This window comes from Microterricola gilva (genome assembly GCF_004217495.1).
Lineage (GTDB): Bacteria > Actinomycetota > Actinomycetes > Actinomycetales > Microbacteriaceae > Microterricola > Microterricola gilva.
Genome location: NZ_SHLC01000001.1, coordinates 478521 through 490011, shown reverse-complemented (window position 1 = coordinate 490011; position 11491 = coordinate 478521). Strand labels below are relative to the sequence as shown.

At 71.9% G+C, this 11491-nt stretch carries 12 protein-coding genes; 8 read left to right on the top strand and 4 right to left on the bottom strand.

The window, feature by feature from the left end:
* Position 1 precedes the first annotated feature (1 nt).
* The 4 genes from EV379_RS02110 to EV379_RS02095 all read right to left on the bottom strand — a co-directional run bounded on the left by EV379_RS02110 (position 2) and on the right by EV379_RS02095 (position 1678).
* A complete protein-coding gene (locus EV379_RS02110) occupies positions 2-358 on the bottom strand; it encodes a DUF6507 family protein (protein ID WP_130504698.1) in 357 nt (118 codons plus the stop codon).
* A 47-nt stretch (positions 359-405) separates the two neighbouring features.
* Positions 406-723 (bottom strand): pore-forming ESAT-6 family protein, encoded by a 318-nt coding sequence (locus EV379_RS02105; protein WP_055834728.1) that lies wholly within the window; start codon positions 721-723, stop codon positions 406-408.
* A gap of 9 nt (positions 724-732) precedes the next feature.
* A complete protein-coding gene (locus EV379_RS02100) occupies positions 733-1068 on the bottom strand; it encodes a hypothetical protein (protein ID WP_055834731.1) in 336 nt (111 codons plus the stop codon).
* Positions 1069-1171: 103 nt separating this feature from the next.
* Positions 1172-1678, bottom strand: coding sequence for a hypothetical protein (locus tag EV379_RS02095; RefSeq protein WP_130504697.1), 507 nt, complete (start codon positions 1676-1678; stop codon positions 1172-1174).
* A 149-nt stretch (positions 1679-1827) separates the two neighbouring features.
* On the opposite strand from EV379_RS02095, the gene EV379_RS02090 reads away from it, so the two are divergent.
* The 8 genes from EV379_RS02090 to EV379_RS02055 are packed head-to-tail and all read left to right on the top strand — an operon-like array spanning position 1828 to position 11388.
* A complete protein-coding gene (locus EV379_RS02090) occupies positions 1828-2775 on the top strand; it encodes an FHA domain-containing protein (RefSeq protein ID WP_130504696.1) in 948 nt (315 codons plus the stop codon).
* A complete protein-coding gene (locus EV379_RS02085) occupies positions 2772-3908 on the top strand; it encodes a DUF6177 family protein (RefSeq protein WP_130504695.1) in 1137 nt (378 codons plus the stop codon). The genes EV379_RS02090 and EV379_RS02085 overlap by 4 nt, the downstream gene beginning before the upstream one ends.
* The gene (locus EV379_RS02080; RefSeq protein ID WP_130504694.1) at positions 3898-4152 is read left to right on the top strand and encodes a hypothetical protein; all 255 of its coding nucleotides are present in this window, start codon (positions 3898-3900) and stop codon (positions 4150-4152) included. Before EV379_RS02085 ends, EV379_RS02080 begins: the two co-directional genes overlap by 11 nt.
* Positions 4149-5510 carry an EsaB/YukD family protein gene (locus tag EV379_RS02075; protein ID WP_130504693.1) on the top strand — a complete coding sequence of 454 codons (1362 nt, stop codon included), beginning with the start codon at positions 4149-4151 and terminating at the stop codon, positions 5508-5510. Before EV379_RS02080 ends, EV379_RS02075 begins: the two co-directional genes overlap by 4 nt.
* Positions 5510-6391: a hypothetical protein gene (locus EV379_RS02070; protein WP_130504692.1), complete on the top strand. Its 882-nt coding sequence runs from the start codon at positions 5510-5512 to the stop codon at positions 6389-6391. The genes EV379_RS02075 and EV379_RS02070 overlap by 1 nt, the downstream gene beginning before the upstream one ends.
* Positions 6388-10407 (top strand): type VII secretion protein EccCa, encoded by a 4020-nt coding sequence (gene eccCa, locus EV379_RS02065; protein ID WP_130504691.1) that lies wholly within the window; start codon positions 6388-6390, stop codon positions 10405-10407. Before EV379_RS02070 ends, eccCa begins: the two co-directional genes overlap by 4 nt.
* On the top strand, positions 10397-10747 hold the full coding sequence (locus EV379_RS02060; protein WP_130504690.1) for a hypothetical protein: 351 nt from the start codon (positions 10397-10399) through the stop codon (positions 10745-10747). The genes eccCa and EV379_RS02060 overlap by 11 nt, the downstream gene beginning before the upstream one ends.
* Positions 10747-11388, top strand: coding sequence for a hypothetical protein (locus tag EV379_RS02055; protein ID WP_130504689.1), 642 nt, complete (start codon positions 10747-10749; stop codon positions 11386-11388). The genes EV379_RS02060 and EV379_RS02055 overlap by 1 nt, the downstream gene beginning before the upstream one ends.
* The last annotated feature ends 103 nt before the right edge of the window (positions 11389-11491 follow it).

The following is an 11491-nucleotide window of genomic DNA, read 5'->3' as shown; positions in this document are numbered from 1 at the left end:
CCTAGTAGGCCCCGTTACCTGGCAGCACCGGGTTGTTGATCAGCTCGACCTGCAGACTCTGCGAGGTGCTGGCCATCTCGTAGTCGCCCTTGACGTAGGCGGATGTGGCATCCGACGCACCGGTGAGAGATGCGGCGATGCGCTTGCTGACACCCTCGAGGCGCGGGCCTTCCTGCGCGAAGAAGTCCATCAGTGCCTGCGAGATGGCCGCGGAGTTGCCCGTCGCCGCCGCCGCGGACGAGACGTCGGCCTGCAACGTCGCCAGTGCTGCCCCCATCAGCTCCGCCTTGCCGTTCACCGCCGTGAGCACGGTTGCGACCTGCTCCGGCTGGATGCTCCAGCCCTCCGATGATGCCATCGCGCCATCCCCCTCGTTCGTTACGCGACCAGTGCCGACAGCGTCAGCTAGCCGATGCCGTCAACGGCGGATTTGGCCTTGCCGAGCGCGGTCTGTGCCGTGTCGTCGTTCTGTTCCATCGAGGCGCGGAGCGTGGCGATGATCGTCTTGACCTCACCGGCCGCGTTCCGCCAGGCAAGCTCCTTGCCGGCGTACTCGTCGGAGACACCGTCCGCCTGGTAGTCGCTCATCGCGGCGTTGACGTCTTTCTGTCGCTGATCGATCAGCGATTCCAGCTGCGCGGCAACGCGGTTGAAGTTCTCCTGCGCGTTCTGCGAGGCGTGGATGTCGTAGTCGCGGCGATCCGCCTGACCCTGTGCGCTCATCGGTTCCCCCTATGCCTTTCCGCCGAAGCGGGCTGCGTCAAAGTTCGAGTTGGCCATCAACGACTGCGTTGAGCTGCCCATCTCCTGGTCACCCTCGCCGAGGGCCTTGTCCATGCCTGCGATACCACCGAGCACCGCGGCGAGCGCGCCGTTCAGCTCGGCTGCGATGCGGTCGGTCTGGCCCTTGAACGCGTCGAACGCGGCGCGACCTGCACCATTGAACTTGCCCTGGAGCGGCTCGGCCGACTCCGCGAGCTGCTTGACCAGTGCGCCGAGATCGTCATTCGACGTCGACGTGTTTTTGGTCAAGGTGCTCAGCGTGCTGGCCCCCATTGCGAACTTCATGACTGTTCCCCTCGTCGTGCGCCACGATGTGCGCGAATGCTGCGGCAGGGATTTCCCCCGAGAGTCATGATGACACGCCTTCGGGGGGTGACGCGACATCTCGTCATCGCGCGAAGAGTGGCGCCCCTCGTGGGTCGCGCACGGAGACCGCCACCATTTCTGGGGGATGGCCGGCGGCGTGCGAGAACTCCACAGCCGAGCGCCGTCCCGCGTGACTATCGGGAAACCAGGCCGAGCGCTGTTGGCCGGCTTCGCTCCAGCTCAGGCGGAGCCCGTCGACATCCGGCACCAGTGTGACCCCGTCGGCCAGTTCACGCGGCGCCTCCAAGTGCGGAAGTCCCAGCTGTTGGCGCAGCGGGACGGCGATCAGGAGGAGCAGCCCCGCGGCGGCCACCTCGAGCTGTTCGCTCGCCATCGCAAGCCAGGGAGCCGTGCCGCGGTCGCTGCTCTGCACGATGAAGAGGCCGTCGCGCTCGCTCAGCGTGTAGGTCATCTCGGGATCGCGGAGTACAAGGAGGGCATCCGGGCGCTCGCGCCGCTTCAGCCCCGCTGCCTCGGCGGACTCGACCAGCAGGGCGATCGTCGCGTCGTCGCGGTCGGCGTGTGTCATGTGCTGACCTTCCTCTCACTCTGGCCCGAGCGATTCGGGGCACAGCCATTCTGTCGGATCCTCACGAGGTGATTACACGCCTTCGGGGGGTACGCGGTAGCTTTGACCACACTGGGGCGGGGTGCCCCTCGATCGAGCGGTGGGGGTACATGGGTTCGGCAGTCGTCTTCACCGCAACATGCGGCCGCTGTGGCGCATGGTCCGATGCCGGTGACGTGCACTGTCGGCACTGCGGGACCAGGCACGCCCCCGCCGCGGATGCCGCGAGCGCCGCTCCCCTGCTGAACGGCACCGCCGTCGCACCGCCGTGGCGGCATCTGCTCGCCGTGCTGATCGATCTGCTCGTGCCAGCAGCCCTGCTCGCCTCTGCGTTCCTGCCCCGAACACAGGGGGTTGGGCTGCTCCTGTTGCTTCTCGGCGTCGTGGCCGCCGGCTTCTGCCTCCTCTCCAACGGCCGCAGCGGCCGCTGGCTCGGCGGCTGGATCACGCGCACCCGCACGGTCGACACGCTCACCGCGACACCGCTCGGAACGCCTGCCCTCCTCGCACGGATCGTGACGCGCGCCGGGCGCGGCTTGTCATGCATCGACCTGCTAGACGGGCGTGACCCACTCCGTGCCGTCTTCGTCCCGCTCGCGCCGCTGGCGATCGCCACCGCGGAGCGCGCCGCCCGAACCGAGCTCCCGCAGTCCGCTCTCCCACCGGCCGCTGTTCCCGCTGCCGCCGCCGCTACCCCGCAGGAGGGCCCACTCACCCTGGTGCTCGACAGCGGCCAGCGCGTCAGCCTGAGCGGAGGGCTGCTCATCGGGCGCAACCCCTCCAATGCGGTGGGGAGCATCCAGCACGAGCTGCTGGCCCTGCCCGACCTTTCCCGCACACTGTCGAAGACGCACGCGCTGATCGAATGGTCCGGCGGCGAGATCTGGGTGACCGACCTCGGTTCGACGAACGGCACCACGCTCCTCGGGACCGCGGAGACCGAGGCCATGGGCGAGGCGCTTCCGGCCGGCATCCGCACCCCCGTTCCCGAGCGCTGGATGCTCGCCCTCGGCGACCGCTCGCTGAGCTTCGTGAAGCCGATGAGAGGCGCCGCGTGACCGACCACGAGACCATCCGGCATCCGCTCGTCGACGCCGTGCACGCCGGTTGGGTCCAGAGCGAGAGCCGCAGCGCGGTGATCTACCTCAGCGAGGGGCGCGCCGACCTGTTCGTGCAGGCGGCGAGCGGCGACGTGCGCGTCGTGCTTGTCACCGACGAGCTCAGCGCACTCACCGAGGCGTACTACCAGGCGATGCGGGACTACCGCGGTGCGTGGGTGGTGCGCGGCCAGGGCGGCACGCTGCGTGACGGCATCACGGGCGCGAAACTCGCGACGATCGACGAGGTGCTCGCCTCGCCCGCGATTCGCGACATCGACGACGTCGCCGTCGACTACCTGCGGCCGAAGCCGACTGACCAGCTCGAGATTCTGCTCAGCGCCTCCGTGCGCCACCGTGCAGACGCCGACGCCGTACTCGGCGGCTTCGCCGAACAGGCCACCACGACACTGCAGGGTGTCGCCCCGACGGGCTGGGGCGTCACGGAGCCGGCCACCGTCGGTTGGGATCGCGCCGAACTCACGGCAGTCGCCCGCCGCCGGATGCCGGCCGACACCCAGTTCGCGCTGGCGGGAACGCGCACGCACCCGCTGACGGGCACGCTCGGCGTTCGGCGGACCGACCGCGGCCTCGAGGAGATCTCGCAACTGTTCCTCGGCGTCGGCGCCGCCGGTTCGGACTCGGCCACCTCGGCCCCCGAGCGCGTGCTCGGCTTGCTCGCCGCGGGCGAGGAGAAGACGATGCCGCTCATCGCCCTCGCGCTGGCGCGGCCGGGCGTCAGCAGCCAGCTGCGCTCCCCCGTGCTGCAGGCGCCGGCCAACCCGCTCGCCCTGCTGATCGGGGCGCCCGGCGTGCGTGCCCTGGGGCTGGACCCCGCACGGATGGTCGCCGAGTTCGGGGCCATCGCCGTCGGGCGGCCGCGAATACCCGCGCTGCTCTTCCCGCTCGGCACCCTCGACGAACTCGGCTGGCCCCGCGTCGAGGCCGTGCTCGGCGCGGTCGACGTCGATCGCCTCGGCGCGCTCCTCGGCAACGGCAGTGCGGTGCTGGACGGCCTGCGCGCCCGGCACCGCTTGGACACGGGTCTCAACGACACGGGCACGAGTGAGAGCGGGGGCAAGCATGGCGCGTAATCACGACGCGATCCTGCTCGAGGCGGTCAAGACGCATCGCAACCGGCTGCTCGGCGCCTTCCTCACGGGTCAGCTCGACGGCCGCCGCGTGATCAACGACAACCGGAAGCGCTTCACGACAAGCATCGTGCTGGCCGCCGTCGCCTGCGCCGTGTGCGTCGGGGTCTCCTTCGTCAGCAACACCCTTGCCACGCAGCAGCAGCAGCAGAAGCCCGCAGCCACATCGTCCTCGGAGACACCATGACTGACTTCACCCGCCTCACCGTGATCGGCACCCTGAACAAGGCAGAACTCGTGGTTCCGAGCGAGGAGCCGTTCGCCGGCCTCATGCCGCGGCTGATGGGCCTGCTCGCCGAGCCGAGCGGATCGATCGCCCGCCCGCTCGCGCTGGTGCGCAGCACAGGAGAGCAGCTCGACCTCGGCCTCTCCGCCGCGCAACAGCTCGTGCTCGACGGTGAGCTGCTGCACCTCAGCCGCATCGACGATGCCCCGGCCCCGCCCGAGGTCTCCGATGTGACGGATGCCGTCGCCGACGCCCTGCGCACGCGAGGCGGCCTCTGGGGCGAGCGCCCCAGGCATACCCTCGCGGCGGTGGCGATCGGTATCATCGCCGCCATCGCTGGAGGCGTCGCGCTCCCGCTGATCACGGCGTCAACGCTGCTCCCGCTGGCCATCGCCTGGCCGGCGCTGCTCGTCGCCGCCGTGCTGCTCGGCCGCGCCGGTCTGGGCTGGGCCGGCACCGCGACCACCGCCGCCGCGCTCGGCCTCTCCCTACCGCTCGCCGCCGCGCTGCTGCCCGTCGCGATGCCGACGCTCGAGGAATCCGGCAGCGCCGATCCAACCCGCCTCGGCGCAGTCGTCGCGCTCGCGACCGCCATGAACTGCCTTGGTCTGGCGTGGTTTTGCATCGCCGCCGGCTTCGGCATCGGTCAGCGCCGCCGGGCCGCCCTCGCCGGCAGCCTGCTCGGGGTCGCCCTGCTGCTCGTTCCGCTCCTCCTGCTCGTGCTCGGTGTCGACCCGCTCGGCGCACTCGGCATCGGCGGCGTCGTCGCCGCCATCGCAAGCGGCGTCGTTCCGTGGTTCGCCCTCGCCGCGGCCGGGCTCACCGGCCTCGACGACGAGGTCGTCGCCGGCCGACTCCGCTCGCGGCGCACCGTGCTCAGCACCGCCGACGAGGCCTACCGCACCCTGTCGTGGTCGACCGTGGCCGCCGCCATCGTGCTCGCCTTGTGCGGCGTCGGTCTCGTGGCCAGTGCGAACGGCTGGGCGATCGGCCTCGGCGCCGCGCTTGCCGTGACGGCCGCGCTCCGCACCCGCGCGTTCCCGCTGGCGGTCGACGCGATCGCGCTGTGGACGGCGAGCGCGCTCATCGCGCTCAGCGCGTTTGCGGCACATGCCGCTTCGGGAATATGGCTCGCGCTCGCGGCTCTCGTCGTCGCCGCCGTGCTCGTGGCCATCGCCGCCGGCGTGCGGCCGGCCGCGCACACGCGGGCAACGCTGCGCCGCCTCGGCAACACGACCGAGTCGCTCGCCGTCGTCAGCACCGTGCCGCTGCTGCTCGGCGTGTTCGGGCTGTACGCGCAGCTGCTGGAGACCTTCTGATGGCCGCCCGCCCGCTCTCACCCCTCGCGACGCTCGGAGCGATGCCGTTGTCAATGCTCACCGCGACCGCGCGCACCGCGCGGGCGGTCGCCGAGAGCGACAGCGCGATTCGCCAGCCCATCGCCACGAGCAGGCGCGTCGGCTTCGTGCAGTTGCACGGCGGCAGCGGCCTCTCGACGACCGCGGCGGCCGTGGCATCCGTGCTCGCCCCCCGGCGGAGCGGTCGGGTGCTTGGCGTCGATGCGGCCGGTGGTCCGCTCGGATTCGGCTGGCATGCGGGAACGGCCGAGCCCACCGCCCCGAGCGCGCCGACGGTCCAGAGCGAACGCCGTCAGCGCGCCCGCGACGGTGCGGATGCCGTCGCCGGGCTGCCCCAGGCGGCGAGCGGCCTGTTCACGCTGCGCGTCGGGGACGCCGGCGCACCGGCATCCACGGTCACGTGGGCGGCAGAGGTCAGCTCGATCGCGCGCTTCTTCGACCTCGTCTGCACCGACTGGGGCGTTCGCCCCTGGCAGAGCGACCTCGCCGAGATCGCCGGCTCGAGCCACGTCGTCTGCCTGCTCGCCCGCGCTGAGCGCCGCGCGGCCGAAGAGGCGGTCGCCATGATCGCCGCACTGCAGGGGCAGGAGTCCGGGCCGCGCGTCGTGCTCGCGCTCGTGGATGTCGCCAACGGTCGGCGTCGCGATGCCGGCCGGGTGCTGGAGACGGTCGCCGGCCACGCCGGCGTCCCCGTGCTCGGCATGCCGTTCGATGCCGCGCGAGCAGCCGGCCGCCCCGCCCGCTCCCCCTCCCGCCTGGCCGCAGCCCGGCTCGCCGGTACCATCGTCAGCAGCGCGATCGCCCCTCCCGTCACCGTCACTCGCGAGGGGGTACTCGCATGACCCTCCGCATCGTGCACCGCCCGGCACGCGTCACGCGCGCCGTCGAGGCGGCCGAGCGCGAGATGATCGCGCCGCCCCCGATCATGCCGGACGGCCCCGTCGGCGGGCTGCCGATGCAGACGATGCTGCCCGTGCTCGGCGCCCTGTCGTCGATGACGATGATCATGGTGCTGCGCACGAACCCGGTGATGGTCGTCGTCGGCGCGATGATCCTCGTCGTCGCGCTCGTCGGCGGCGTCGGCATGGCACTGTCACAGCGCGGCAACCAGGCGAGGACCAGGCGCACCCAGCGCGAGCACTACCTCGACTACCTCGAGACGCTCCGCGGAACGCTGCGCGAGCGCGGTGCGGAACTGCGGGAGAACGCGCTGTTGCTCGACCCGGACCCCGGAACGCTCGGCGAGCTCGTGCATGACCCGGCCAGGCGGTGGGAGCGCCGGCGCTCCGACGTCGACTTCCTCCGTGTGCGCATCGGCCTCGGCGACGTGCGCTGCTTCGATCTGGCGATCCCGGATGACGCCAACCCGGTTCAGCCCTACGACCCGATCATGACGGGCGAGGCGCAGGCCGTCGTGCGGCACTACTCCCGCGTGCAGGCCATGCCCGTGACGATCGACCTGGCCGGAGCCAGCCACGTCTCCATCATCGGCGAGCGGGGCAATGTGCTCGGCGCCGCCCGCGCGCTGCTGCTGCAGATCGCCGCCATGCACTCGCCGGACGACGTGCAGCTGGCCGCCGTCTTCCCCGAGCACGCCGCCGCCGATTGGGCCGGCGTCGACCTGCTCCCCCACCTCAGCATGGGCGACACCTTCGACGGCCCGGTGCCTGCGCGCCGACTGGCGTCCAGCACCGCTGCGCTGGCCCAGGTGATCTCCGGCGAGCTCGGCGAGCGCGCCCAGCGGGCGGCCACCGCCAAGCGCAAGCCGCCGGCCGGCCGCGCCCGAGCGCTGCCGGATTCGGCGCTCGTCGTGTTCATCGACGACTTCGGCCAGGTCGCATCCGTGCTGCCAAGCGTCGACGCCGACCTCGGCGACGCCGAGCTGCGCATCATCGCCGTGCACCTGCTGAGCGACCGCCTGCACGAGCCGAGCGAGGTGACCGTGCGGCTGAGCATCGACGCCGGCACCGCCACCATCGACGACGCGCGCACGGATGCCGCGGCCGAAGCGGTGAGCGCGCGCATCGACCGCGTCGGGCTCCCACTGCTCGCCGGCATCGCCCGCACGCTGAGCCCGCTGCGCGTCAGCCTCAGCGCGCAGGAGCAGCTCGACGAGGGCCGGGCCATCGGCGTGACCGAGCTGCTCGGCATCCGCGATCTGGCCGACTTCAACACCGCCGCCTCGTGGGCGCCGCGGTCGCCGCGCGACTTCCTGCGGGTGCCGATCGGTGTCGACGACGTCGGCGCCCCCGTGCTGCTCGACCTCAAGGAGTCGGCCCAGCTCGGCATGGGGCCGCACGGCATCTGCATCGGAGCGACGGGCTCCGGCAAGAGTGAGATGCTCCGCACCCTGATCCTCGGCCTCGCGCTCTCGCACTCCCCGGACGACCTCAGCATGGTGCTCGTCGACTACAAGGGTGGAGCCGCGTTCGCGCCGTTCAAGGGGCTCCCCCATGTCGCCGGCATCATCGACAACCTCGCCGACGACCCGCAGCTCACCGAGCGCGCGCGTTCCAGCATCGCCGGCGAGGTCGTGCGCAGGCAGCAGCTGCTGAAGGATGCCGGCAGCTCGGCGTCGATCAGCCACTACCGCGAGCTCCGCGCCGAACGCCCTGAGCTGCCGCCGATGCCGCACCTGCTCGTCGTGATCGACGAGTTCGGCGAGCTGCTCACCGCCGAACCCGACTTCGTCGACCTGCTGCTGACGATCGGTCGCATCGGCCGCTCCATCGGCGTGCACCTGCTGCTCTCCAGCCAGCGGATCGAGGGCGGCAAGCTGCGCGGCCTCGACACCTACCTCTCGTACCGGCTCGGGCTGCGCACCTTCTCCGAGGCCGAGAGCGCCGTCATCCTCGACACCCCCGACGCCTTCCACCTGCCCGCCGTTCCCGGCTTCGGCTACCTGAAGGTCGACACCTCGATCTACCGCCGCTTCCGTGCCGGCTACGTCTCCGGGCCGGTGCCCGGCGACCTCGCCCGCGAACTCGCGGAGCCGGAGAGCTCCGCGGTGCCGCTGCTGCTGCCCGTCTACAACGGCGTCGCCACCGACGGCGACGAGGCAGCGGCCGAGGAGGAGCTCTCGCGGCCGACGACGGGGCGCGCCCTCATCGACGAGTGCGTCGACCGCCTGCGCACGGCCGCCCGCTCCACCGCCCCGGTCTGGCTGCCGCCGCTGCCGAACCGGGTCACCCTCGCCCGCGCACTGCAGGGCACGACCACCGACGACGGCGCGAGCACGCTGCAGATCCCCATCGGCCTGCTGGACGACCCGACCAAGCAGCGGCAGGCGCCGTGGCGGCTCGACCTCACCCGCTCCGGCGGCCACGTCGCCGTGATCGGGGCGCCGCAATCGGGGCGCTCCACCTTCCTGCGCACCGTCGCGGCATCCATCGCCCTCACCCAGACGCCGCGCCAGGTGACCGTCTACGGCATGGACCTGACCGGTGGCGGGCTCGGCCGCATCGAGCAGTTCCCGCATGTCGGTGGCGTCGCCACCCGCGGCAACCGCGACCGGCTGCGCCGTCTGCTCGAGGAGCTGCACGGCATGCTGGCCACCCGCGAGGCGGTGTTCCGCGACCACGGCATCGACTCCCCGGCGATGCTGCGCACGGCGCACGCGGCCGGGCGCATTCCGGAACTGGTCAGCGCCGACGTCGTGCTGCTCGTGGACGGGCTGGCCCAGCTGCGCGCCGACTTCGAGGATCTCGAGGAGCCGCTGGCCGACCTGCTGCGCCGCGGCGGGAGCTTCGGCATCCACGTCGTCATCACGATGAACCGGTGGAACGACATGCGGATGAACCTGCAGTCGCTCGTCGGCACCCGGCTGGAGCTGCGCATCAACGACCCGGCCGACTCGGTGATCAGCCGCAAGCTGAGCACGACGCTCAAGGCGAATCAGCCCGGCCGCATCCTCACCGACGCGAGCCTGCTGGCGCAGACCGCGCTGCCGACCATGGAAGACGTGGATGACGCGCTGCTCGGCGACGCGCTCGAGGCACTCGCGGCGCAGACCGCCGCCGGTTGGCAGGGCCCGGCCGCCGCGCCGATCCGCCTGCTGCCTGAGGACCTCTCGCCCGCGCTGCTGCCTGACGTCTTCGACGAGCCGGACCGGCTGCCGTTCGGCCTGCGCCAGGACACCATGGAACCGGTGTTCCTCGAGCTCGGCACGCGCGACCAGCACCTGCTCGTCTTCGGCGACACCCAGGCAGGCAAGTCGACGGTGCTGCGCTCGCTGCTCTCCGCGCTCGTCGATCGCTACACGGCCGACGAGCTCGTCGTGGCACTGATGGACCTCCGGGGCGACCTGGTCGGCGGCGTGCCGGATGACTACATGGGCGGCCACGCCTCGAACAGCCGGGAGGCGCGCGGCCTGGCCGTCGCGATCGCCGAGGAGCTGGAGAAGCGTCAGGATGCCGGCAAGGCCGCCGGCACGACGAGCGCCAGCCCGCGCATCGTCGTGGTCGTCGACGACTACGACATCCTGGCCTCCGGTGGCATGGAGCCGCTGAAGCCGCTGCTGCCCTACCTGGCATCCGCCCGCGATCTGCGCCTGCACGTGCTGCTCGCACGGCCCGTCTCCGGCAGCAGCCGCGCCATGTTCGATGTCGCACTGCAGACGATCCGGGACACCGGCGGCTCGGCGATCGTCATGTCCGGTGAGCGCAGCGAGGGCCAGGTCCTGCCGCAGCTCTACGCCGAGCAGATGGTGCCCGGCCGTGGACGATTCGTGCGGCGCGGCGAACGCCCCCGCCTGATCCAGGTCGCCAACGTCCCGCTCGGCGCTGCGGCGCAGGGCATCGCGAACGAGAACGCGGACGAGAACGACGACGAGCGAAAGGAAGCCGTTCATGCCTCGTGACGCCGTGCTGCTCAGCCCAACCGGAGTGAACCTCGAAGCCGTGCTGCGCGCCGCAGCCCTGGTGGACGAACAGCTCCAGGTGCGCTCGCTCTACGACGGTGCCGCGCTGCAGCTCTTCGGCGCCGACGGCCAGGCCGTGATCACGGTGCAGCACTCCACCCTGATCGCGAACGCGCACGAGATCGAGCGCCTGCTGCCATCGGCCCCCGCCGTGCCGACGCCGCTCTGGTGGAGCGAGGTCTACATTCCGTGGCGGAGCGACGGCCAGCCCGGCCTCGACATCCTCTACCGGCTCGCCGTGCACCTCGGCGCGACCCTCGTGCTCGAGGACGCCAGCTGATGACTATCGATTTCGGCACCGAGACCACGTCCGCTGCGCCGGAGCAGATGCGCGTCGTCGTGGCCGGCGTCGCCGGAGGAGTCGGAACGACCACGGTCGCCGCCCTCCTCGCCGCCGCGCTCGGCACCCCTGTCAGCGCCCCGCAGCTGCTCGACCACAGCGGGGGCGCCCTGGCCGCGCGCCTCGACCCGGCCGTGCTCGACCGCACGGTCGACGAGCGCCTGGCCGTGCACGACCTCGGCGCGACCCTGTATTCGGCCGGCGTCAACGCGGTGCTCACCCGCGACACGGTCGTCGTGCTGGTGACCGCCGCGACTCTCGATGGACTGCGCGCGGCCGCGCTCGCCCTCGACCACGTGCGTGCCGTCGGCGGCCCTCTGGCGCCGGCGCGTCCGCTGCTCGTCGCTGTGCGGCAGGGTGGGGCGGGCACCACGGAGTCGGCGCTGAAGGGCCCGGCAGCGGAGAGCGGGCTCGAGCTGGCCGGTGTGCTGCCATACGATCGAGCGCTGCTCTCGGCTCAGGCCGCTTCGGCGCGCACCCTCTCGGCGAGCACCAGGAACGCGCTCGCCGCGATCAGCGCTGCGGTGCGCACGCAGCTGCCGGCGGCGTCGCCGAGCGGGCTGCGCGGTCGCGCGCGCTGAGCCGCCTGCGCGAACCTCCGCTGGTCGAGTAGCGCCGCCCGAGGCGCGTATCGAGACCCTCGTACCCGCGAAACACTCAGGGCTTCGCTCGTTCCTCGCTCAG

Excerpts from the sequence above, each read along its gene's own strand:
- EV379_RS02110 (WP_130504698.1), bottom strand. The coding sequence starts at position 358 with ATGGCATCATCGGAGGGCTGGAGCATCCAGCCGGAGCAGGTCGCAACC.
- EV379_RS02105 (WP_055834728.1), bottom strand. The coding sequence starts at position 723 with ATGAGCGCACAGGGTCAGGCGGATCGCCGCGACTACGACATCCACGCC.
- EV379_RS02100 (WP_055834731.1), bottom strand. The coding sequence starts at position 1,068 with ATGAAGTTCGCAATGGGGGCCAGCACGCTGAGCACCTTGACCAAAAAC.
- EV379_RS02095 (WP_130504697.1), bottom strand. The coding sequence starts at position 1,678 with ATGACACACGCCGACCGCGACGACGCGACGATCGCCCTGCTGGTCGAG.
- EV379_RS02090 (WP_130504696.1), top strand. The coding sequence starts at position 1,828 with ATGGGTTCGGCAGTCGTCTTCACCGCAACATGCGGCCGCTGTGGCGCA.
- EV379_RS02080 (WP_130504694.1), top strand. The coding sequence starts at position 3,898 with ATGGCGCGTAATCACGACGCGATCCTGCTCGAGGCGGTCAAGACGCAT.
- EV379_RS02075 (WP_130504693.1), top strand. The coding sequence starts at position 4,149 with ATGACTGACTTCACCCGCCTCACCGTGATCGGCACCCTGAACAAGGCA.
- EV379_RS02070 (WP_130504692.1), top strand. The coding sequence starts at position 5,510 with ATGGCCGCCCGCCCGCTCTCACCCCTCGCGACGCTCGGAGCGATGCCG.
- eccCa (WP_130504691.1), top strand. The coding sequence starts at position 6,388 with ATGACCCTCCGCATCGTGCACCGCCCGGCACGCGTCACGCGCGCCGTC.
- EV379_RS02060 (WP_130504690.1), top strand. The coding sequence starts at position 10,397 with ATGCCTCGTGACGCCGTGCTGCTCAGCCCAACCGGAGTGAACCTCGAA.
- EV379_RS02055 (WP_130504689.1), top strand. The coding sequence starts at position 10,747 with ATGACTATCGATTTCGGCACCGAGACCACGTCCGCTGCGCCGGAGCAG.